Raw genomic sequence first — 23,920 nt, 5'->3', positions numbered from 1 at the left:
ACATTAATAAATTTCATTTATTTGTCAATCTGTGCAATGATTTATTCTTATTCAGAGTTTATAAAAATGTGAGCTTAAGAGAAACCAATTTTACTTATGCATTTTAAATATTCCGAGTGGTCTGATCGTTTTAATAAAAATAAAAAATCTCCCTTTGATACACTCCTAAACCTTTTTCAAGAGTTACTGTCCATAGCAGGTGGCGACGTATCACAGGCATTACGCTGGCTGAATCAACTCGATGATGAGTATGAAATTACCGATCAGTTTGAAGACGGTTATGGGCTTGGTGATTTCATAGATGATCTCAAGGAGCGTGGCTACATCGAATTCGATGATGAACAGTCCATCATGGTGCCTACCTCCAAAACAGATCGAAGTATTCGGAAAAAAGCGTTGGAAGAAATTTTCAATCAACTTAAAAAGGGATCCAAAGGAGGTCATAAAACCGTTTACAGCGGACGCGGGCTGGAGAGGCAACCTGAGACCCGATCATGGCAGCACGGAGACGACACGGCTCATATAGACGGTACAGGCACGCTAATGAACGCGCTCAAGCATACGACCCTCGATCAATTTAGTCTGAGGGAGGATGATATTGAAGTTTACAACACAGATCATTACACATCAGCAGCTACAGTATTGCTAATCGATTTGAGCCACTCTATGATCCTTTACGGTGAAGACAGAATAACACCTGCAAAAAAAGTAGCAATGGCTCTTTCTGAGCTAATCATGAACAGCTACGAAAAAGATTCTTTGGAGATTATCGCTTTTGGCAACGAAGCGTGGAAAATTGAGATCAAAGATCTGCCATATCTAAAAGTTGGCCCCTATCATACAAACACATTACAAGGGTTGCAGATGGCCCGGCACACTCTGCAGCGGAAGAAATTTGCCAATAAACAGATCTTTATGATTACAGACGGTAAACCTTCCTGTATGATTGAAAACGGGAAGTTGTACAAAAACAGCTTCGGTCTGGATCGAAAAATTGTAAACAAAGTATTAGATGAGGCGGTAAAGTGTAAACGCGATCAGATCTCCATTACTACATTTATGATTGCCCGGGATCCTTACCTCCAAAATTTTGTCAGGGAGCTGACTGAAGCAAACCAGGGACGTGCATATTACTCTTCTCTGAATGAACTAGGCGGGTATATCTTTGAAGATTACATCCGCAACAGAAGAAAGAACGTAAAATAAAAAAGGCAACTCTAAAATTAGAGTTGCCTTTCAAATTCAGTGAATTGAATATCAATTTGTTTAAATATCCAATTCCGACATCACTTCATCCGTAATGTCATACTCCTCCTGAACCTCAGGAGAAACATAAAGGATAATTACATCACCGGAAGATGTTGTTGTATTGAGAACATAATCCAATTCTTTTCTGGCTGCCACAGCATCAATCGCATCCTGAATTTGTTCCAGTAGTGGAGCCATCAATTCAGATCTCTGCTCTGCCATTTCTTGCTGAGCTTCCTGCTGCATCTGTCGAAACTCGGTATCCATTGCGTTTAAGCGTTCTTCTTCAGTTTGCCGAGCTTGCTCTGAAATCACTCCTACTTTCTGCTGGTAGAGTTCAACCTCAGTCTGGAGCTCACGCTCTTTCTCAACAAGTTCATTCTGCTTACGTTCGGCAAAATTTTGGAGACGTTGCTGAACAGCTCTCATTTCGGGCATGCGTTCCAGAACCGCTCTAGGCTCAACAAACCCAATTTTCATATCCTGAGCTTGCACCACAGGAGCAGCCATTAGAGTTGTAATTGCAATGAGAAATATAAATCCTAGTGTATATACTTTTTTCATGATAATAGAGGGTTCGTATTAGTTCTGTGTAAGTTTTTGAATGACTCGTTCTGTAATGTCCACACCGCGCTGTGATGAATAGTAAACAATCGGATCACCTGAGCTGGCCGTTTCATTGATAACAAATTCAAGTTCCAGCTCTTCCGCAACTTCACTCATTGCTGCATCAACTCTGTTTAGCAGTGGTGAAAAAAGTTCGTTTTGCCGCTGTTGAATTTGTTGCTGCATGCGATTCTCCATATTACTAAGCTCTTCCTGCCTTTCCTGGAGTTCAGCTTCACGACGACTCTGTTCTTCCTCTGAAATCTCTCCTGCTTCTGCAAGCTCAGAAAATTCAGTCAGATCATCAATCCAGACTTGGTATTGATCCTGGAATTCTGCCTGTCTTTGCTGGATAAACTGTTGAATTTCTGATTCAACCTGTTCGGTTTCCGGAAGCGCGTCAAGCACAGCGTCTGGGTTCATAGTACCCACTTTCAACTGTCCAAAAACAGTAAGAGGTAATAATATGAATAGTAATGTCAGAATTGTCTGTTTCATAAATTATGTTATTGATTAAGCGACCTATGTTATTATTTATATTCTTTAGTTTTCCATTGGCTCAAGCCCTAGTTCTAACATCACTTTGTCAGTTAGGTTCCATTGCTGGCGTACAAATAAAATTTTTGAATCTTGTGCACGATCAAATACATAATCGAAATTTTCACGTTCAGCCACACTGTTTAAGGCCTCAAATATCCGCCTTTGAATGGGTTCAAGCAACTCTTTTTGTCTTGAAAAATATTCACCTTCTGGACCAAACCTGCTTTCAATGAATTGATCAAGCTCATCGGTTTTTGCATTAATTTCTTGTAATCTTTCTTCACGCACCTCGTCAGTAAAAAGCAGCTCCCTAGCCTCAAAGTCTTCCTGAAGCTGAGCAATCTCCTCTTCCATCTCACGAATTTCCTGCCGCCAATTTTCACTCAGCAAATCAAGCTGTTGCTCTACCCCACTGTATTCCGGAATATTCTGCATAATCACATCCGTATCCACATAGCCGATTTTTTGGTTTTGAGCGTTCGACACTTCAAAACCAACCCAAAGCAAAATTATTGTGAAACAGAGAATTTTTTTCATCTCGTCACTTTTTAAAATGGTGCGCCAATATTAAACAAGAACTCCCATTCACCTGGTCTTAAACCTTGTCCTTCGTTGGAAGCGGGAGTACCGTCTAGTCTGTAACCGTAACTCAGATCAACCAGACCCAAAATTGGAAGAAAAATCCTGGCACCAAAACCGGCAGCTCTTTTCACTTCAAACGGATCAAAACCACTTAAATCATTGAATGTGTTTCCTGCATCCACAAACGCATACGGAATAAGCTGTATTTGTTCTGATGATACGGCAGGATAACGTAACTCAAGGGTATATTTATTATATACGCGGCCGCCAATCAGGTTTTGATTTGCATCAAGAGGAGAAATTACACCGTTAAATCCACCGGGGAAGCCACGCAGATCAACATTATCATTCAGGAAGTTTTGTCTTTGCTGAATTTGTGTACCGCCTAAAAAGAATCGTTGAAAATCACTTTGACCTCTGCTGCTTAAATAACCCATATAACCATACTCAGCTCCGGCACTCAAAACGAGTTTTCCGATTAATGTGTGGTGATGCTGGTATTTTGATATGATCTTATAGAACTGCTGGAATTCAGGCAGCGGCAGAGCAATCTCACCGGAAAGACTATACTTGGATCCCGTGCGCGGGGAAATTGGATTGTCCGTAGAGTTACGTTCAATTTCATGTTTAACGGTCATCAAATCTGCACGACCATCTTCAAATACTCCACTGAATCCTGCAACATTAAAATGGTTGTAAGTCAATACAGTACGCTGCTGGAAATAATCATCCGGCCATTGGAGCCTGCGACCTAAACTTACACTTGCAGAAAAGAGCTCATTTCTACGCTCCGGTTGTTGAATCCCACCAATACTTCGGTTACTGTAGTTCAAAAAGTCGTACGACAAACTAACACCTAAGGAAGTGGGTTTACCTCGCAGCCATGGCTCAGTAAAACTGAAGTTGTAGCTCTGATATCCGCGGCCGGTCACCTGTACACCAAGGGAGAGTTTTTGCCCGTCGCCTGATGGGATTGGATTCCATCCACCCGGTTCAAACATTCTTTGAACGGAAAAGTTATTAAAGTTAACACGCGCTGCCAGAATAATTCCGATTTGGCGACCGCCAAAACCACCGGAAAACTCAAAGTTATCCGTTCCCTGTGTTTCATCGAGCTGATAGTCAATATCGACAGTTTGATTCTCCTGATCGGGCTGAAGATCCGGTTGAATACCCTCCGGATTAAAATAACCTAGTTGCCCCAGCTCACGTATGGAACGTACAATTGCAGACCGGCTATAGGTCTGACCCGGTACGGTACGAAGCGTGCGCCGTACTACATCATCATGTGTTTTTGTGTTACCTGAAAACTCAACTTCCCGAATCGTGGCTATCTCGCCCTCAATGATTTCAAAATTGAGATCCAGAGAATCACCCTGCACAATTTCTAAATCCGGATAAACATCAAAGAAAAGATAACCGATGTTCTGATAAAGACTTGTAATATCCCCATCGTCGCGCCTGAACTCCAGATTCTCGTCAAATTTAGACTCATCAAATACATCTCCTTTTTGAAATCCAAAAGCATTCGTCAGCTCCTGATCGGTGTAAACGGTGTTTCCATCCCAATTAATATTCCTGACGTGGTATTGTGGACCTTCCTGAATTTCAATATCAAAAATAACGCCGTCTTTATCTCTTCTCCAGTCATCTACATAAACGGAGTCTTCCAGTACACGGACATCCCTGTATCCGTTATTTCTAAAAAACTCCAACACATTTTGTATTCCTTCCTCATACTCATCCTGAGTATATACGTGTCGCTTAAAAATTCTCCACCAGCGATCCTGCTTTATCGTGTTAAAACTTTTCCGCAATCTGCGATCACTGAACTCTTCATTACCTGCAAAATTAATTTCACGAACCTTGATTCTCTCACCCGGATCAATCTCAAACGTGAGCGATATTCTATTTCGCTCGTCATCAATTGTCTCTTCCTCTACATTTACATCGGTATTCCAGTACCCTTCCTCTCTGTAGTATCGATAGATTGTATTTAAAGCCTGCGAACGCACAGAGTTGGTTACTGCAAAGCCTGAGATTAAGTTAAGTCGTTCACGTAAATCCCTTCGATGTGATCGTTTTCCCCCAACCAGTTCAAAACCTTGCAAACGAGGTTGTTCCTGCACCTTTATGTGGATGCGCACCCCACCTGATACTCGCTCGTGCTCAATCATAACATCTGAAAACAGACTGGTACGATGAAGCCGGCGAATCGCTTCGGAGATTTCTTCACCCGGTATAGATATACGATCGCCAACACGCAAGCCACTGCTGCTAACCAGATAGCTTTCGCGAGCCGTTACCAGGCCGCTAACCGTAATTTCACGAATTTCGTATTCAAGGGAATTGATAGAAGTCGGGTCCTGAATAGTAAATGTTGTATCCTGTGCAATTACTTGATTGGCGGATAGCAACCCGATAAAAGAAAAAATAAAGCAAATGAAGAGTCTTTTGTATATGACCACGTGAGAGATAATTACTTCTTTAAGAGATAATTTTATTGATAATGGATGCGGATATCTTTTTAGTATATCCGTTTTTCACGTTCCCGTACCTACGATCACGCTTTTGATAGGAAAATATTGCCTGATACAGCTCATTTCTTCGAAAATCAGGCCAATAAGTTTTTGTAATATAAAGTTCAGAATAGGCAAGTTGCCAAAGTAAAAAGTTACTAATGCGGTATTCACCGCTTGTTCGGATGATCAAATCCGGATCGGGAATATCTGCTGTAGACAAGTAGGTGCCAATGAGCTCATCACTGATTTCATCAGGAGAGACTTTTCCATCTGCCACATCCTGAGCCACTTTTTTAACAGCTTCTGTAATATCCCACCTACCCGAATAGCTAAGTGCTAAACAGAGTTCAAGACGATCATTGTCTTTTGTTAGTTCAATGACTTCCTGTAACTGACTTTGACAAGATTTAGGCAACCGGTTGATCTGGCCGATCGACGTCAATTTAATATTATTCTTGTGCAGTCTGTCGGCCTCTTTTTTCAAAGAGTTGACTAACAACTTCATCAAACCGTTCACTTCATCAGAGGGGCGATTCCAGTTCTCCGTAGAGAATGCATACAGTGTTAAGTGGTTAACACCGAGTTGAGCACAGCTTTCCGTAATGTCCCGAACAGATTCAACACCTTCCTTATGCCCTAATAAGCGAATATTACCTTTATCCTTGGCCCATCGCCCATTGCCATCCATTATGATAGCGATATGGTTAGGTATGGAACCGGAAGATTTAACCTCCTTCTGGAGTTTCTTATCCTCTTCGCCTTGAATAGTATCTGTAAGTGTTAGTGGTTCCAATGCAGTTCTTTAATGAAGTGTTATAAGCTTTAAAAAATAGAGCTTAATGACGCGATTTTCAAGAGCCATTTAACTCCCCTCGTGCCTAATAGCCTCTTTTAGCAGCAACATTTCAATAGCTGAGAGAGCCGCCTCCGCACCTTTGTTACCTTTATCCATTCCGGCTCTTTCAGATGCTTGCTCAACTGAATCGGTTGTGAGAACCCCAAAAGCTACCGGTACGCCCGATTTCATATTCAGATCCGTTATTCCTCTAGTAACGGCATCACATACATAATCAAAGTGAGGAGTACCGCCGCGAATAACAGCGCCTATAGCCACAACGGCATCTGCGTTCAGGTGATCAATACAGTATTTACATGCAAGGGGAAGTTCAAACGAACCGGGACATCGTAAAGAGATAATGTTTTTCTCTTCTATTCCTTTAGCCTTAAGTGCAGAAACAGCTCCTTCAAGCATTTCGTCCGTTACAAAAGAATTCCATTTTGCTGCAACCACGGCTACTTTTTTACCTTTCAAACTGCTTTCCGATGCAGGTTTTATTTTTGGCATAATTTATTGATCTGTTTTAATAATTTCGCGTCTGCGGCGAGCCATTCTCTTAAGCGACATTACATGCTGACTTCCCAGCGTAACAATCCCAAAATATGGATCATAATCTTTTTTCCCCTTTCCGTGAAAGTCGCTCCCACCGGTAACCAAAAAATTATCACGCGCAGCAATTCTTGAAAACGTTCGTTGCAAGCTATAATTGTGACTCGGATGAATACACTCAATTCCGTCTAATCCCAACAACATAAGTTCATTAATTTCATCCTGTGTGTAAAGTGGCCCGGGATGTGCTAATGATAACACTCCGCCCGCCTCTTTCGCAATTTCAATCAACTCTTTTACTGTGACGTACTCAGTTTTGATGTTTCCAAGCTTTTCGGTGGATAGATACCGGATAAAGGCTTCGGCTACAGATGCAACATATCTTTTATGAATTAGTACTGCTGCTGCGTGAGGTCGACCCAGATTTCCGGGTCCTGCCTCAGCCCGCACTTCATCCATAGTAACATCCAAACCCTGTTTTTGAAGCTTTTTCACGATACGCTCCATTCGGCGAATACGTGCCCTTTTTTGATTCAAAAGCATTTTACGGAACCCTTCATTGCTTTCATCAAAGCAGTAGACCAAAATATGAACTTCTCTGCTCTTCCAAACGGCACTCACTTCTACGCCCGGTATCAGGTCAATATTTAGTTCCCGAGCTCTATCTTTCGCATTCAGATACCCCTTAATGGTATCATGATCGGTTATAGAGATGATTTTTAGTTTTTTCTCTGCTGCCTTTTTCATCAGTTCTTCTGCTGAATATGCGCCGTCAGATGCAATCGTATGTGTGTGTAAATCTGCTTTTCCCAAAATTATGGTTTTAAGACTAAGTCGTATCGCGTTCTGTCACGAATTAACTTCAATGATTGAAGAACAATATTTTCGTACTGAAGAAGAGCTTGCTCACGCTCGTCACCTTCTTTGGTTTGCGATATCCACTCTTTCTGAAGTTCATTTTCGATAAATTCCTTACTATCGTAAAGTTGGGCAATTTTTTTATCCCGCAGCAGAGCTTTCAATTCTGAAATACTGTCATCCGCACCCGTCCGTTCTTGACTCTCCTTAAAGTGTTTTTCTAAAGCTTCGAGATGCTCATCTGCTGATGTATCAAACGAAAAACCACTTTCGATCAATCTCTGAACGAAATCTCTGTAAAAATCTTCCGGCATATTTTTGGTATCCGAATTCCAGTTATTCAGCGTTTCATTTACGTAAAAGAAAATGTGATTATCTTTTGCAAGAGCGAGTTCCAGCTGCGCTGGAATATTCTCGTCCAAAGTTACATCAGGTTCTATGCCAAGCCCTCCGCGAACATCCCGGCCATTACGCGTTCTAAACATCCGGTACCCTTCACCTTCAACCGCATCTGCTTGATTTTCTACAGACTGAATACTTCTGCCGCTGGGTATCAAGTATTTCGATACTGTCATTTTTAGTGATGTATTGTAAGACAGCGGTCGTACGGTTTGCACTAATCCCTTTCCAAAACTTTGTTCACCCAGTATCACCGCACGATCCAGATCCTGGAGAGCTCCCGCTACAATTTCAGATGCGCTGGCACTACCATTATTAATCAGCACAATCATTGGAAGATCTTCAAACAGTGGAGGCTCCTCGGTAGCATAAGCTGAGTTTTGGCTTTCAAAACGACTTTTTGTCTCAACTACAGTTATTCCCGGTTCAAGAAATTTATCCACAACCTCTATGGCTTCATTTAAAAGGCCACCGGGATTGTTTCGCAGATCTAAAATGAGTCCCTCCATTTCTTTTTCACTTTCAAGGTCGAGAAGTGCCGCTCGAAGTTCTTCACCCGTTTGATGTCCAAATCGATTGAGTTGTACGTAGCCAATCGCACTCTCTGAATCCAGATAACCAGAATAACTAATATTCTTTACTTCAATTCGTTCTCTTTCAAGATTAAACGTAATCGGCCGGTCTACTCCGTTACGCATTACAACAATTTCAATTTCCGACCCAACATCACCAATGGTTAATTGCTGCACTTCCTCGGGAGTACTATCTACAATCTCAACTCCGTTAATTTTAGTAATAGCATCTCCGGGACGTATCCCTGCTTTCTGGGCGGGATATCCATCCATCGGAGCGATGACCACAATGCTGTCTCCACGATAACCTGCTTCAATTCCAATCCCGCCATATGATCCTGAGGTTAGAATTTCCATCTGTTGCTGTTCCCCTTCATTAACAAAAACAGTATATGGGTCCAACTCTGAAAGCATACCTTTTATGGCATTTTGCATAAGAGTTTCCGGCGCAACTTCATCAACATAGCGAACAGCTATCTCTTTGTAGACGTCACTAAAGATGGTAAGCTGTTTTTTGATCTGGAAAAACAGATCATTTACCTGGGTAAACGCTGTAGTAATGATAAGGAAAGCTGCAATGAGCAGTAGAAAACGTCTTTTATACACAGCCTTCATAAGTCGCCTTTTTTCATTTTATCGCTTAATTATCAGCGATTGCCCGGCATAAATTGTTGATCCGCTAAGGTTGTTTGCTCTCTGAATTTGAGAAACTGATACTCCATGTCGGCGGGCTATACTTCCTAGAGTGTCATTGCGTCGAACCGTATATCGAGTAGCATCAGATGGCGTGGTAGAGGATCCTTCAAACTGGATTGAATAGATATTTTCTCCGGATCTTTGCCGACGTTCCAGTTCCTTTTTTTGGGCGTAAGTCAAGTCTTCAATCTGGTTAAAGTAATCTCGGTGTTGGTTCGGAACATGAATGGTTAATCTCTGACCAACTCTGATTGTGTTTCCAACGCCATTCCACGAACGCACCTGCCAGGCGCGTACATCAAACCACTCTGCAACATGACCAACTGTATCACCGCTCTTCACCGTATATGTTACCGGACTGGTATTCGCAGGAGCTTGTACCTGTTGACGTGAATTCCTCTGGCTCGATCTCGATGAAGATGAGCTATTTGTTGGCCTATTTGAAGCTATTTGTTCTTGCGAACCGGGTGCTACAGGAACTACGATTCTTTGGCCTGGATGAATTGTACTGCTTAGTCCTTCATTCGTTTCAAAAAGAGATCTTACAGAAGTTCCGTATCTCCTTGCAATATAGCCCAATGTTTCTCCACTGCTCACAGTATGCATTGCAACCTCAGAAGCACGGGTATCTTGCGGAATTTCCTGATAAGCCAACAGGAATTGCTCTTTAATACCGCTAGGTATCTTCAGCGGATATTTACCGCCGGGAGGTGTAGCCCAGCGAAGGAGTTCCGGATTGTAATCTTTGATCTCTTGAAGAGTGACTCCTGCTGCTTTGGCCAGCTCTTCGAGAGGCATTAACCCATCTACTTCCACGGTATCGAAGTTGTATGGAGTTACATCAGAATCAGTATCAAATCCAAACTCGTCCGGATTCATGGCTATCATAGTAGCTGCTATGTACCCGGGAACATACCCACGGGTTTCACGAGGGAGATATGAATAAGCTGCCCAGTAGTCTTCTACTCCTCCTGCTGCTCGGATTGCGCGTCGCAGTCCTCGCGGACTTAAATTGTAGTTGGCTAAAGAGAGGTACCAATCTCCCCAAATATCATGTAAATCTCTAAGATGCTGGGCGGCAGCCCTCGTTGATTTCACCGGATCTCTTCTTTCATCAACCCACCAATTTACTTCCAAGCCGTAAACAGCTCCTGTTGCCCTTATAAACTGCCATAAACCAACTGCACTGGCCCAGCTTCTTGCCGTTGGAACCAATCCGCTTTCAATCATAGAGAGATGAATTAATTCCTGAGGCACACCCTCTTCTTCAAAAATTTCCCTCATCATTGGAAAGTAGTACTCCGAACGCTCCAACCAGCGTTCCATTACATCGGGACGACGAAGCGTATAATACATAAGATGACGATTCACGTGTTGATTTTGAATCAGCGGCACGTCGGTTTGATTAATTGTAAGATTATCGGGAAGCGCATATCCTTCTGCAATCCAGTCGTCTTGTTCCGAAAAAAGCTCTGCTTGAATTTCAAATACATCCCCTTCAACCTCGCTTCTCGCCTCTGTGATACCGTAAAATTCACTGTGCTCTGCCATCACAGTTCTATAAAGTTCAGCAAAGCGTCGATTATTCTGAACCTCAGGATAGTCATCCATCAAAGATTGAATGGAACCGAAAGCCTGATTGATATAGGTTTCTGCCTGTACCAAATCTCCCTGTATCTGCGCGTCAATTGCCAGTACCTGAATCCGATATACGTCAGATATACGTCGTAATATCTCTTTATCCAATTCGCTCTGTTCAGCTGCAACCTCTTCTCTGGGTTCATCTTGCCGGGTATCTGTTAAAGGATTGGAGTACGGCAAAAGTTTTACGGGGATTTCAATATCGTCAACTCGATTGGTGTCTTGTGCGTAAAGCGCTTGGACAACAAAAAAGGTAAGTAGCAGTAGTACAGATCGCTTCATGAAATTTGTTTAGATGTTTCAGAATTATCTAAATTAAAGATTTAATCCTTCATTCGGAATTTCAGAATTAAAATAGCAGGTAATTATTGATATGTACAGCTAACTTCTATTTGCTGTCCATTTTTGTACTATTGGCCAGCGTCTTCCACTGCCAAACGATTTAGAACTTAATTTCAGTACAGGCACAGCCTGATTCCTTTTAAATTCGTTATAATCAACAAGACGTAATATCTTATCTATCATCGATTCTTCAAAACCCTCTTCAATGAGCTCCGCCTTTCCTTTCTGGAGCTCTATGTATTGATAAAGAAGTGAATCCAGTATCTCATAATCCGGAAGACTATCACTGTCTTTTTGATCCGGGCGCAGCTCCGCACTTGGGGGCTTTGTGATGACAGACTCAGGAATTACCTCCTTGCGGTAGTAAGAACTATTAAGCCATTTTGCCATCTCATAAACTTCCGTCTTGTAGAGATCGCCAATAAGACTTAAGGCTCCGTTCATGTCACCGTAGAGTGTAGCATAACCGACTGCATATTCAGATTTATTCCCTGTTGCAATCAGAAAACTGTTAAACTTGTTAGCGTAAGCCATTAAAATTGTTCCACGAATTCTGCTTTGAAGATTTTCTTCGGCCACACCAAAATTGCTGTCTTTAAAAACAGGTTTCAGTGCCAACCTGTAATCCTCAAATATAGTTTGAATCGGAACTTCAAAGAGCTCAATTCCTAAATTTTCAGTCAGCTTTTGAGAGTCTGTAATACTCCCTTCACTCGAAAATTCTGTAGGTAAAGTTATGGCTTTCACTTTTTCGGCCGACAAAGCCTCAACTGCCAGAGTACATCCAAGAGCTGAGTCTATTCCGCCGCTCAAGCCAAATACAACATGATCTGCTGCACCCGTTTTTTCCATATAGTCCCTAAGCCCAAGCATGATGGCCTCAAACTGACGTTCCTGTTTGTTACCGGGATATATTGGCTGACTTTTACCTTTTTGAGCCAATTTCACGTCTCCGGTTTCAGGATCCAATAGTATATCGGTATAGTCCGGCTGAAAAGGTTTTGTCTTTGCAACTACTTCTCCCGTTCGTTCTATAGCCATGGAGTCACCATCAAAAACCACATCGGTATGCGCGCCTACCTGATTGCTATACAACAAAGGCAAATTCAGATTTTTTGCATGATTCTGCAGCATTCTTACGCGGTTTTGATGTTTCGTATTTGTGTAAGGAGAAGCTGAAACATTAATAATTACATCTGCACCCAATTCTTTTAACTCCAGCGCCGGATTCACCGGATAAGTGTGGTACTGCACTTCATTTTCGTTGTACCAAATATCTTCACAAATGGTAACACCAAGTTTAACACCCTCAAACTCCAGGCATTGAAACTCTTCGTTGGGTTCAAAATAGCGGAGGTCATCGAAAATATCGTACGTGGGCAACAACGTTTTGTGAACCGTTCCCAGCAGTTTTGCCTTATGAGCCAATAAAGCAGAGTTGAACATCTTTCTGCCATATTTACTTTCATTTGGAGTAATAGAGCCAAAAAGAAGAGCGGTTTTTCCAGTTGATTCTATTATTTCACGGTTTACTCTGTAGCACTCGTCGCGAAATCCCTCTTCTTCCAGCAAATCTTCTACCGGATAACCCGTAACGGTCATTTCAGGAATTATCAGAAGGTCTGTCTCATCTTTTTCTGCCCGTTGAAGAGCTTCAATAATGAGAGATTTATTTCCAGTAAGGTCGCCGACCGTTGGATTTAACTGTTCAACTCGAATTTTCATTACTGCTTTTGATATACTTTTTCACCGGCAACCCAGGTCTCCAACACTTCTGTTTGCCAAATTTCAGATGCGTCTACTTCAAAAATATCTCTGTCAATCAGTATGAAATCCGCCCATTTCCCGGTCTCAAGAGTTCCCAAAACCTCTTCTTGGTGAGCAGCATAGGCTGCATCTCTCGTAAAAATTCTCAGAGTTTCTTCGCGGCTGAGCCGGTGCTCGCTGTACCAGCCTCCCGGAGGCATTCCACCGTGATCCTGACGGGTAATTGATGAATAAAGTCCATAGAACGGATTAACATCTTCTACCGGGAAATCTGAACCGCCTGCAATCACCGTTCCCTGATCCAGAAATGTCTGCCACGCATAGGCGCCCTCCATTCGCTCTGACCCAACCCGATCTTCTGCCATATTCATATCACTGGTGGCGTGTGTTGGCTGCATAGATGCTACGATGTCCAATTCAACAAATCGGGGGATGTCGTCCGGGTGAACAATTTGGGCATGCTCAACCCGATGTCTTAAATGTGACTGATCTCCCAACTCCTCTTTTGCATTTTGAAACGCATTCAATACCTGTCGATTGGCTGCATCCCCAATTGCATGGATATTCATTTGAAAACCATTTGATGCACCTTTAAATACCATCTCATTCAGCTCTTCCTGATTGTAGAAGAGCAATCCGGCGTTTCCCGGATCGTCATGGTAGTGATCCAACATAGCTGCACCTCGACTCCCCAATGCCCCGTCTGAAGAAATTTTCACACTTCGTAGTGCCAGCATATCATCCGCATAGCTCTCTATCGGACCATTCTGCGCCAATTGATCAAACGTATCACCGGTTCCTCCAACCATGGCATAAATTCTTGTGATAAGTTTTTCCTCGTCCGCAAAATCCTTATACATCTCCCACGTATCCACGTCAACTCTTGCATCGTGGACAGAAGTTAAGCCGTGTTTGGCCATTTCCTGCAACGCAAGTTCAAAAGCCTGATTATTTTCATCTTCTGTTCTTGAAGGAATGTGCTCTCTAATATAGTTCATGGTTGCATCCACAAAAATCCCTGTGGCATCACCAAATTCATCCCTGACAACTACTCCGCCCTGAACATCCGGTGTATCCCGGCTAATTCCGGCAATCTCCATTGCCCTGCTGTTAGTCCATGCGGCATGTCCATCAACGCGGGATAGGTATACCGGTCGATCAGGAACAACCCGATCGAGGTCCTCCGCAGTTGGAAATTCATTTTCCTCCCACAATACCTGGTTCCAACCACGTCCCTGAATCCATTCTAAATCCGGATTATCTTCAGCGTATTGCCCGATTATCTCAAGTGTTTCCTCCAGCGTGTCTACTCCCTGTACATCCACGTCCAATTGTTGATATCCAAGTCCCATCACATGAGTATGAGCGTCAATCAGTCCCGGAATCAGCGTCTTACCTTCACCGTCAATGAGATTAAAACCCTTCATATCCTGCTGCAGATCAGTCAATGGGCCTTTTGCAACTACTTTCCCATCCTGAACAGCTATCGCATCAAACGTAACCAGTTCCAGGTTATCACCGGCTATGGTGTACCCGTTAATATTGTGCATTATAAATCCGTCTTCCTGGGTTGAACAGGCTGCAGTAAACAGGAGCAGTACGGCAAAAAAAGTTAGTTTTAAATTAATCATAGCTGTTTAGGTATAGTTGGCGTAAATGATTATGCAATAATTAGTTAGTTACTGAACGCTTTTGAAGTAGCTTATCTCATTCTCTAAATAGCGTCCTGTTTTAAGCTCATCCACTAAAAATTCCGGAACTACATGTAGAGTAGATAAATCATCGACAGGCTTAAAACAAACCTCGTGAATAAGCTGTTCATTTTGAGAGTGCTCCGGATCACTCCCTGTTACTAATTTACCGGTAAAACTTTCCGCCAAAAAGTAGAGCTCCAAAGCGTGATACGGTTTATCAATAAATTCATGAATATATCTGAGTCTTAAACCGGAAAGAGTAATCCCTGTTTCTTCCTCACATTCTCTTTTGAGTGCCTGTTCTGCCGATTCTCCGGGTTCAACACCTCCTCCCGGCGGTATCCACACAGGAATTTCCCGAGTAGGTACATTCTGCTTAACCAATAAAACGTTGCCTTCAGAAATAAGCAGACCGCACGATCTCACCCTTATCATATTTGAATACGGATCTGAAGAGTTCAAATCGAAGTTTTTTCGGTATGACTGCCTGTAGATACGGCACTATTCTCCAAAGCTGCTTTCACAAAAGAAACGAATAGCGGATGGGGATCATAAACGGTACTTCTCAACTCAGGATGGAACTGTACACCAACGTACCAAGGATGATTCTCCAGCTCAATAATTTCAACCAGATTTCGCTCGGGATTTACACCCGAAACAATCAGTCCGGCGTCAATAAGCTTTTGCCTAAGTTCGTTATTTAACTCAAATCGATGACGATGGCGTTCTTCAATCATCTCTTCATCATAGGCCAACATCGCCTTTGAACCTTCCGAGAGTTTACAGTCATATTTACCCAGACGCATTGTACCGCCTTTTTCCTGTATGTCTCGCTGATCCGGCATAAAATCTATAACCGGAAATGCCGTAATTTCGTCAAACTCTGTACTGTTTGCACCTGACATTCCTGCTATGTTTCGAGCAAATTCTATAACTGCGCACTGCATTCCCAAACAGATCCCCAGCATTGGTATCCCATTTTCCCGGGCATGTTTTACAGCTGCAAGTTTACCTTCAATACCACGTCCCCCAAATCCAGGTGCAACTAAAATAGCAGATGCATCGTCAAGCTCTTTTTCAACATTCTCTTCTGTCAAATCATCCGATTGGACCCATTGAATATCAACCCCGGTATTGTTCATCGCCCCACCGTGTATCAAAGCTTCAACGATGGATTTATATGCATCATGATGTTCCACGTATTTCCCGACTAAGGCAATTTGAATTCGCGTTTCGGGGTGCTTGATTCGTTGAACAAATTCAGTCCACTTCGTTAAATCCGGATTTTTTGTAGGCAGACCCAGTTTTTCAATCACTCGTTCGTCCAACCCCTCTTCGCGCATCAAAAGCGGTACTTCGTAGATAGACTCAGCATCGAGAGATGCTATAACATCTTCGTTATCTACATTACAGAATTGAGCAATTTTGCTCCGAATAGAGTTGTCCAGATCATATTCAGATCGGCAAACCAAAATATCGGGACTCAGTCCACTTTCCGATAAGGTCCTTACGGAATGCTGCGTTGGTTTTGTTTTCAACTCTCCTGCGGCAGCTAAGTATGGCACCAGAGTTAAGTGAATGGAGAGAGTATTTTTTCTGCCTACGTCGTATCTCAATTGGCGCATGGCTTCTATGTAGGGCAAACTTTCAATATCACCAACTGTGCCACCTACCTCTGTAATTACTACATCGTAGTTATCACTCTGGCCAAGCCGAAGAACGTGAGACTTAATTTCATCTGTGATATGCGGAATAACCTGAACCGTTTTCCCAAGATATTCACCCTTTCTCTCTTTGGTGATTACATCGTAATAAACACGACCGGTGGTAACGTTATTATCCTGTGAGGTTTTTACATCCAGGAAACGTTCGTAGTGTCCCAGGTCGAGATCCGTTTCAGCTCCGTCGTCCGTAACATAGACTTCCCCGTGCTCGTATGGGTTCATTGTTCCGGGATCAACATTAATGTAAGGGTCCAGCTTTTGAATGGTTACCCGCAATCCCCTGGCAACCAAAAGCCTGCCAAGTGAAGCGCAAATAATACCTTTACCTAAAGATGACGTTACGCCGCCTGTTACGAAAATATATTTTGTAGACATGTATGATGGGAGCTTGTTGTGGGAAAACAGAAAATAGGAGGCTTCCACATGCCATTCAAACAAAAAAGGAAAAAGAACCCGAAAATTTTGAAAAAGTATAAAAAAGCTCTTCTGTCACATAAAGCTTGCCCTTTCTAGCTAACAATTCTAACCACTTTTATTATGATTTTAGCTAAGCCGGATTCAGAAATACTTAATTTTGAGAATTAATTACCCTGCGAATTGCCTGATTTATCAGACCATCGATAGACCCTTCATTGGCGGAGGTAAAGTAGAACAGAAATACGCCGGTCATACAGGAAACGCTTCCAAGAATACTTAAAATTGCAGAAAACCACATGGGAGAGATCATACCCAAAATGGAAATTACAATAATTGTCACTCCAGTTATGATTTGTAACGTTGCAGCAACATACGATACAAATGCTTCAACACTGCCTACCAAAAGCTGTGATTTATCAGAAAATGAACTGTTTGAGCTATCTGTTACAAATTTAGAACCTTCTACCCCTTCTGATTTATTTGAATTGTCGATCATTTTATTGTCTATTTAATTGAGAACACATTACCATTATACAAACTGTAACTAATTAACAAAATATTTCACCGTATACGTGCAGAATTCTAATCATTTCATTTACGGAAGAAACCCTGTAGAAGAACAACTCCAGCAGAGTGCCGAAAATGTAGATAAAATTTATCTTAGAAAAGGAATGCAACATTCTCAGGTTGCAAAAATACGTGATCTTGCATCTAAAAACCGCATTCCTGTTGCTGAAGTTCCCGGTAATAAACTCTACGATCTTGTGGGAGGTGTAAACGATCAAGGTATTGTAGCTTCGATCTCACAAGCTGAATATCAGGAATTTGAAGAGTGGCTCGAAAATTTCAACCCGGATGTAAATTCAGCTGTACTGCTTCTGGATGAAATTGAAGACCCGCACAATTTTGGAGCAATATTAAGAACGGCCGCAGCAGCGGGTATCTCCGCAGTCATCGTTCCAAAACACAGGCAGGCTCCGGTAAATGCTGCCGTATTTAAAACAAGCGCCGGAACTGCCGGTCGTATTCCCATAGTGAGAGCTGTAAACCTAAATCAGGCTATCCTTTCGCTGAAAGAACATTCGTTTTGGATTGCCGGACTTGATCAGAATAGTGACACCATGATATGGGATCAAACTTACGATGTACCCATGGCGTTTGTAATCGGAAATGAAGGACGCGGAATGAGAAAAAAAACAGGAGAGCACTGCGACTTTCTGCTCTCCCTGCCAATGATGAATAACGTTGAATCTTTAAATGCTTCCGTAAGCGCCGCACTGGTTTGCTATGAGTGGAAGCGCCAGAAAATAGAGTCTGAAAAGTAAATTTCTAACGCTTCCCGAATCCTACCTTTATTCTGATCGCGGATAGGTGATAATGAAAGCACCGTAATCCGAATCAAGATTCTGCAGCATACTATTCGCGTTGCGATAGCTTTGAAATGAGCCTAACAGTACACGATTTAAACCATCATATTGGTGAATAATTACTCTAAGGTCTTCACGCTCCAACCGGTCGCTAAGCTCTTCAGCCAGCATGGCTCGCATCTCTTCAGCGGTCTCACGATTTGAAAATGAAAAAACCTGAACGTAGTGCCCCGGATCAGGCTGATCCGTGATAAGACTTTGTCGTTCTGCTTCTGCCTGGGCCTCCATCTGCTTTTGCCGCTGCTCGGCTCTCCACTGTTCAGCAAATTCCCGGTTTTCGTCCTTTTTCTGCATCATGTCACGAAATGCCTCATCAACCATTTGCTGCAGATTCTGTTCTCTCTCCTCTTTTTCCTGCAAATTTTCAGGCTCCGGTGCCTCTTCCCTAATCACTTCCTCCTCAACATCCCGTTCTTCCTCTACACCCATATCAGCTGTGGTTGAAATTTCGAACCTTGTATCACGAGGTGGCGGCCACGATGCCAGCTTGGTACCGGATGGTCCAAAATTAATTCTAAGTCCAGCACTAACTGCTGCAAACTGATCGGAACTACCCTGTCCTGAAAAACCGTCCAGCAGATCGCCTCCTGCAGCGTTATAGTCGTACTGAATAAATAGATCTGCACCGGGGAAAAGATAAAAGTTCATTCCGGCTCCAACTGTACCCAGTAGTGAGAGATCGTCGGAATCGAGGTCAGCAGTTTGAATCTGGCTGTGTATCATTCCTAAACCAAAAGAGATGTATGGATTCAAAAATCGAGAGTTCAGATTAAACAGCCCGTTCATGTTGGTTACTCCTTTTACGGTTGCGTAAAAGAAGTCGTTTTCAAAAGCCGGGTCAAAATCATATTGGTTAGAAAACTGGCCAAACTGAATACCTGTATCAATGGACCAAGTCGGATTGAATGCGTATTGGAAACTTCCCCCATAAAACGACTGGCGAAAAGATGGTACGTTAAAATTACCGGCTAGCTGGCCAATCATTCCATCTCCTCCGGACCCGTAGGTAACTCCTGAATTTAAAGTAAAACTGACTTTTTTCGGATTATCTTCCTGAGCCTGAACAGACATTGGAACAGATATGACGAGCAGAATGACTAAAGTAAATGCCATTCCATAAATATTAATTTTTGAAATCATAACTCCCCTATTAATGGTTTTATATTACCTGTAGATGTAAATCAAACAACGCTATACCACTATCAGAGATAATACTAAATTTTGATAGAATATCAGACTCATTTGTCTATGTTCATCAATCATACAGCAAATACGGCAGCCTCTTTGTTTTAAACTCTTCTGTGTTAAAATCCAAAGTTAAAGGATCCAGCTCTCCTGAAATCACCTTGTCGATCTCCCGTGTACCGGCAAGGTTGTACAGAAAGTTATTAATCTCTGCATCAGGAGTTGCATTAACCAAGGTTGTAAATAGCTTAAGGCCGATTCTGACCGGATCAAAATCGTAGCCATTCACCTTCACCTGAATGCCAAAACTTTCTAAATCCATATGTTTTGGTGTAGCAGCTGCCCCGGGTATAGATCGTGGGGTAAAGGTCAGCGAATTAATCTGAAGCTGATCCGTAATCTCATTTAATGCTCGAATGGAGTCGGCTTGCAGTTCTGTCTCTGGATCTCCCAAAATCAGAAATGGCTGATCGGTACCTCGTCCTTCACTCATACTCGTCCCTTCAAAAAAGACGGTGCCGGGATAGAGATAAGCCTGTTCAAACATAGCCAGATTGGGTGAGGGTGCGATCCAGTTCAGACCGGTATCTGGCCATAACATATCACGGCTCCACCCATCCATTTCTATTATTTTTAGATCAGGAGCATTAACAAACTCCAACCACTCTTCCCCGGCAATCATTTGGGCCATCTCACCCATTGTTAAACCGTGAACGATAGGTATCGGATAGGGTCCTACAAATGACTTAAACTCTTCTTCCAGCATCCAGCCGCTAACATGTTCTCCACCCAGCGGATTGGGCCGATCGAGTACCCAAACCGGAACCTCCGACTCTGAAGCCGCTTCCATCACCAACCCCAGTGTAGAGATGTATGTGTAAAATCGGGCTCCCACATCCTGCATATCAAAAATCAGGATATCCACCGCTTCGAGCATCTCAGCGGTAGGTTTTCGGGTTGAACCGTATAGAGAAAAAACCGGCAGTCCGGTTTCCTGATCAATCCCATCTTCGATAATTTCGCCTGCACCGGCCTCACCCCTGAAACCGTGTTCCGGAGCATAAAGCGCCTGAACATTCACTCCTCTTGCCATCAGTGTATCCAGCATATGGGTCTCTCCGATTCTGGCAGTTGGATTCATCACCAAACCAACTCGTTTTCCATCCAGTTCGTCCAAATGGTTTGCAATCAGCGTTTCCGCTCCTGTTTGAACAATTTCTTGTTCGACAGGTTCTTCCGTAACACAAGAAGTGAAAGAAACCAGAGACAATAAGAGAGTAACTGTTAATAGTGTGTAGATCAGTCTGAGCATTATACTTATATAGAATTAGATTATTTTATGACCCTGAGTTTAATTAGTGAAAAAGTCTCCCCTAACAAGGGGCTTCGAGCGTTAGCGACACGTGAAACGAAATTTAGAGGGTGTCCACTGAATTTCGCAGTAGTCTGATGAACATCCCTCTATCCCACTCACATACAAGGATGGCTTCCATTATCAAATGTAAAATCGAACTTAGGATTTTAGTAAAAAAAGAAAATCCTGCCGCTATTTTACAGATTTTCTTTCCGAAACAAAAAAGGGCGAAGCTTCCACTTCACCCTTTCTTATTACTGTCTATAGCTAATTAGGCCTGATTTGCCACAACCTCTGATTCGGCAAAAAAGTAAGCTGCTTCAATTTTTCCGTTTTCAACTGAGTCTGAGCCGTGTACGATGTTTTCGCCCAAACTGTCGGCAAAATCTGCACGGATGGTTCCCTCTTCAGCTTCTTCGGGATTTGTAGCACCGATAAATTTTCTGAAATCTTCTATTGCGTTCTCTTTTTCAAGAATCATCGGTACACAAGCACCGCTGCTCATGAAGTCAACAAGCTCACCAAAAAACGGGCGCTCTTTGTGAACCGCATAAAATCCGCCTGCTGTCTCTTTAGTTAGCCGGGTCATTTTCATTGCAACGATTTTAAATCCTGCTTCCTGAATACGACGTGTAACTTCGCCTATCAGATTCTTGCGTACACAATCGGGTTTCAGGATTGTCAAAGTTCTTTCTACAGCCATTATTTTGATCTTTTTTGTAACAATTGTCGGTTTTAGTTCTCCTTTTACTACACGCAAAGATACGGGATACTTATAAAAATCACGATTAATTCTGAGGGTACTAACTAACCAATGATCGACTACAATTTCTCTTATAGCTGGCAAGTAGAAAGCAGCTCAACTCCTGAGCAACTTTGGCCGATTCTATCCGATACCAATCGGCTGTTCAGAGATTTGGGAGAGTTACCTGTAGAGCAAACCAACCTCACCCAAAATAACAGAAAAGGGTATCGCGAACTCACGTACGAACCTCTTCACAGGACAGATATGTGGGAAGAGGAGCCGTACCAATGGGAAAAACCGTATCACCTGAGCGTGAAACGAAACTATAAGTCGGGTTACTTGAAAGATCTGCTTATCTCGGTAGACATCAGCCCGATTGAGCAGGGAAGTGTTGTTATCTATCGATTTCGTGGAGAAACCCGACGCCTTACCGGATACATGTACATTAAGTGGAGATTTAACAGCCGGTTTAAATTCCGTCTCCGCAAGCTTGTACAATCATATGATCAATCCATTTCAGAGAATTTTATATCTACAAGAAAAAAGCAACGCTTCGCGCTGTCAAAACCGAGGCGATGGGATCATTTTATTGATCAACTGAGTGAAATAAGCAGGGAACGGGAAATTTCAACACTGCTGATTAAAATGATTCAAACAGGTAATGAATCAGATCTTAAGCAGATGAATCCACAGAAGTTAGCCACCCTTTGGAATAAGCCACTCTCCTCTGTTCTGCGAGTCATGCTCTTTGCATCAAAAATGGGCATACTGAATTTTAGTTGGAATATCCTCTGCCAGCACTGCAGAACTAATGTAAAGAACATAAAGAAGCTGAAAGAGATTACCGACCCGGTTTACTGCTCTCAGTGCGAAGAAGATTTCAACGTCGATTTCCACCAGGGATTGGAGCTAACGTTCCAGCCACATCCGTTAATCCGGAAAATTCCTAATAAAACTTATTGTTTTGGCAATCCGGCAGAGCAATATCACTTGGACCTGAACATAACCCTCAACCCGGGCCAAAAAAGGTTTGTAAAGATCAATCTGATTGAAGGCCGATACAGAATCTACTCAGATAAAAGTGAAGAAGTTATTCAGGCTGAGGTTGATGAAAATGGCCTCAGTAACGCCACTATTCACTTCAGGAAAGGTCGATCGATGACGGATAAGGTCCATCTTTCCACTGCCCCCAATCTGATTATTCACAACCAGACAGATGAAGTGATGATCATACGGTGTGAAAACGTAAACAAAGAGAAATTCACCGTTTCTGCTGCTGAAGTGAGCTCCTGGCAGCTTTTCAGAAATCTTTTCCCGGAAGAACTTATTCGGGATAAAAAGAAATTAAACGCTGAAAATCTGACTATCCTGTTTACAGACCTTTATAACTCTTCCGACCTGTACCGAAAAGACGGGGATGAATCTGCAATCGGTGTAGTAATGAATCATTTTGATGTGCTTGAACAGGCCGTTATTGAGGAGCGCGGGGCCGTTGTAAAAACCATCGGCGATTCCGTGATGGCTATTTTCCCAAAACCTGCCAATGCCGTAAGAGCCTTTTATAAAGCAGATCAGATATTTAAAGAGAACACCGATCACGTTCCTCCTATTGAGCTAAAAGGCGGAGTTCATACGGGCGACTGTATGGCTGTTACTTTAAATAACAGAATTGACTATTTCGGTAATACCGTGAACGTGGCTTCAAGGCTGGTCGGTTTTGCGGGTGGATCTGAGGTTGTTATTTCATCTGAAGCGTACAGCTGCAGAGAACTGAAAGATTATGTACAAACCAGAGAGCATTCACTCAAAAAACACTTCCGTGAAGTGACATTTAAAGGATTTGAAAACGAGTCATTTGAAATCCTGCAGATGTCGCACAAAGAAAGCCCTCTCCGGCTTGTTGTTTAATTAAAGCCGTCATTAAGCCTTCCTTTTTGACGATTCCTGAAGTTTACGCTCCATACTTGCCTGACAAATGATATATTTATAAAAGATTAAAACGTTTTCATGAATATAAAATGACAGATCTTTTATGAGTAAAGAAGATGAAGTTGCCAAACCCCACCCCAGCATAGCATCCCATACAACCCCAATGGGTGAGAAAAAACGAATTGGTCTGGTTGCACATGACTATCGCAAGCGCGATCTCATTGACTGGGCCGATTATAACCGTGATATTCTCGAAAAACATGAACTTTTTGGTACCGGAACCAC

General features: G+C 42.6%; 20 protein-coding genes and 1 pseudogene. 4 read left to right on the top strand and 17 right to left on the bottom strand.

Annotated features, from left to right (window positions below; all coding sequences use genetic code 11):
- The first annotated feature begins 96 nt into the window (after positions 1-96).
- Positions 97-1,206: a vWA domain-containing protein gene (locus tag ACESM0_RS02100; RefSeq protein WP_372903166.1), complete on the top strand. Its 1,110-nt coding sequence runs from the start codon at positions 97-99 to the stop codon at positions 1,204-1,206.
- A 60-nt stretch (positions 1,207-1,266) separates the two neighbouring features.
- Here ACESM0_RS02100 and ACESM0_RS02095 read toward each other — a convergent pair whose 3' ends face one another.
- From ACESM0_RS02095 to ACESM0_RS02030, 14 genes are all read right to left on the bottom strand, one after another.
- Entirely contained in the window at positions 1,267-1,812 is a 546-nt protein-coding gene (locus tag ACESM0_RS02095) for an OmpH family outer membrane protein (RefSeq protein WP_372903165.1), read from the bottom strand.
- A gap of 18 nt (positions 1,813-1,830) precedes the next feature.
- Positions 1,831-2,352 carry an OmpH family outer membrane protein gene (locus ACESM0_RS02090; RefSeq protein WP_372903163.1) on the bottom strand — a complete coding sequence of 174 codons (522 nt, stop codon included), beginning with the start codon at positions 2,350-2,352 and terminating at the stop codon, positions 1,831-1,833.
- A gap of 45 nt (positions 2,353-2,397) precedes the next feature.
- Complete coding sequence (locus tag ACESM0_RS02085) at positions 2,398-2,931, bottom strand: OmpH family outer membrane protein (protein WP_372903161.1); 534 nt, start codon at positions 2,929-2,931, stop codon at positions 2,398-2,400.
- A gap of 11 nt (positions 2,932-2,942) precedes the next feature.
- Complete coding sequence (bamA, locus tag ACESM0_RS02080) at positions 2,943-5,393, bottom strand: outer membrane protein assembly factor BamA (RefSeq protein WP_372903159.1); 2,451 nt, start codon at positions 5,391-5,393, stop codon at positions 2,943-2,945.
- 70 nt (positions 5,394-5,463) lie between these two features.
- The gene (locus tag ACESM0_RS02075) at positions 5,464-6,291 is read right to left on the bottom strand and encodes an isoprenyl transferase (protein WP_372903157.1); all 828 of its coding nucleotides are present in this window, start codon (positions 6,289-6,291) and stop codon (positions 5,464-5,466) included.
- A 69-nt stretch (positions 6,292-6,360) separates the two neighbouring features.
- Complete coding sequence (gene ribH / locus ACESM0_RS02070) at positions 6,361-6,843, bottom strand: 6,7-dimethyl-8-ribityllumazine synthase (RefSeq protein WP_372903155.1); 483 nt, start codon at positions 6,841-6,843, stop codon at positions 6,361-6,363.
- A 3-nt stretch (positions 6,844-6,846) separates the two neighbouring features.
- On the bottom strand, positions 6,847-7,698 hold the full coding sequence (locus ACESM0_RS02065; protein WP_372903153.1) for a PHP domain-containing protein: 852 nt from the start codon (positions 7,696-7,698) through the stop codon (positions 6,847-6,849).
- Between the two features lie 2 nt (positions 7,699-7,700).
- Positions 7,701-9,329 carry a S41 family peptidase gene (locus ACESM0_RS02060; RefSeq protein WP_372903152.1) on the bottom strand — a complete coding sequence of 543 codons (1,629 nt, stop codon included), beginning with the start codon at positions 9,327-9,329 and terminating at the stop codon, positions 7,701-7,703.
- 18 nt (positions 9,330-9,347) lie between these two features.
- The gene (locus ACESM0_RS02055) at positions 9,348-11,333 is read right to left on the bottom strand and encodes a LysM peptidoglycan-binding domain-containing protein (RefSeq protein ID WP_372903150.1); all 1,986 of its coding nucleotides are present in this window, start codon (positions 11,331-11,333) and stop codon (positions 9,348-9,350) included.
- A 99-nt stretch (positions 11,334-11,432) separates the two neighbouring features.
- Entirely contained in the window at positions 11,433-13,118 is a 1,686-nt protein-coding gene (locus ACESM0_RS02050) for an NAD+ synthase (RefSeq protein ID WP_372903148.1), read from the bottom strand.
- Positions 13,118-14,791 (bottom strand): amidohydrolase, encoded by a 1,674-nt coding sequence (locus tag ACESM0_RS02045; protein ID WP_372903146.1) that lies wholly within the window; start codon positions 14,789-14,791, stop codon positions 13,118-13,120. Before ACESM0_RS02045 ends, ACESM0_RS02050 begins: the two co-directional genes overlap by 1 nt.
- A gap of 48 nt (positions 14,792-14,839) precedes the next feature.
- A complete protein-coding gene (locus tag ACESM0_RS02040) occupies positions 14,840-15,289 on the bottom strand; it encodes an NUDIX domain-containing protein (RefSeq protein WP_372903144.1) in 450 nt (149 codons plus the stop codon).
- A 23-nt stretch (positions 15,290-15,312) separates the two neighbouring features.
- The gene (locus tag ACESM0_RS02035) at positions 15,313-16,953 is read right to left on the bottom strand and encodes a CTP synthase (protein WP_372903142.1); all 1,641 of its coding nucleotides are present in this window, start codon (positions 16,951-16,953) and stop codon (positions 15,313-15,315) included.
- A gap of 193 nt (positions 16,954-17,146) precedes the next feature.
- Complete coding sequence (locus ACESM0_RS02030) at positions 17,147-17,491, bottom strand: hypothetical protein (protein WP_372903140.1); 345 nt, start codon at positions 17,489-17,491, stop codon at positions 17,147-17,149.
- 76 nt (positions 17,492-17,567) lie between these two features.
- Between ACESM0_RS02030 and rlmB the strand changes: the two genes are divergently transcribed.
- Entirely contained in the window at positions 17,568-18,320 is a 753-nt protein-coding gene (gene rlmB / locus ACESM0_RS02025) for a 23S rRNA (guanosine(2251)-2'-O)-methyltransferase RlmB (RefSeq protein WP_372903138.1), read from the top strand.
- Between the two features lie 27 nt (positions 18,321-18,347).
- On the opposite strand, the gene ACESM0_RS02020 is transcribed toward rlmB, so the two are convergent.
- The 3 genes from ACESM0_RS02020 to ndk all read right to left on the bottom strand — a co-directional run bounded on the left by ACESM0_RS02020 (position 18,348) and on the right by ndk (position 21,664).
- Entirely contained in the window at positions 18,348-19,562 is a 1,215-nt protein-coding gene (locus ACESM0_RS02020; RefSeq protein WP_372903136.1) for an SPOR domain-containing protein, read from the bottom strand.
- Positions 19,563-19,677: 115 nt separating this feature from the next.
- Positions 19,678-20,919, bottom strand: coding sequence for an exo-beta-N-acetylmuramidase NamZ domain-containing protein (locus ACESM0_RS02015; protein ID WP_372903134.1), 1,242 nt, complete (start codon positions 20,917-20,919; stop codon positions 19,678-19,680).
- Positions 20,920-21,232: 313 nt separating this feature from the next.
- Positions 21,233-21,664 carry a nucleoside-diphosphate kinase gene (ndk, locus tag ACESM0_RS02010; RefSeq protein WP_372903132.1) on the bottom strand — a complete coding sequence of 144 codons (432 nt, stop codon included), beginning with the start codon at positions 21,662-21,664 and terminating at the stop codon, positions 21,233-21,235.
- Between the two features lie 111 nt (positions 21,665-21,775).
- Between ndk and ACESM0_RS02005 the strand changes: the two genes are divergently transcribed.
- Together ACESM0_RS02005 and ACESM0_RS02000 are read left to right on the top strand one after the other, a co-directional pair.
- Complete coding sequence (locus ACESM0_RS02005; RefSeq protein ID WP_372903130.1) at positions 21,776-23,614, top strand: adenylate/guanylate cyclase domain-containing protein; 1,839 nt, start codon at positions 21,776-21,778, stop codon at positions 23,612-23,614.
- A 124-nt stretch (positions 23,615-23,738) separates the two neighbouring features.
- A pseudogene (locus ACESM0_RS02000) lies at positions 23,739-23,920 on the top strand (hypothetical protein); the annotation flags it as partial.

Source organism: Rhodohalobacter sp. (genome assembly GCF_041686455.1).
GTDB lineage: Bacteria > Bacteroidota > Rhodothermia > Balneolales > Balneolaceae > Rhodohalobacter.
Note: the sequence above shows the minus strand (reverse complement) of the source record. Positions and strands in the feature narration are given on the sequence as shown.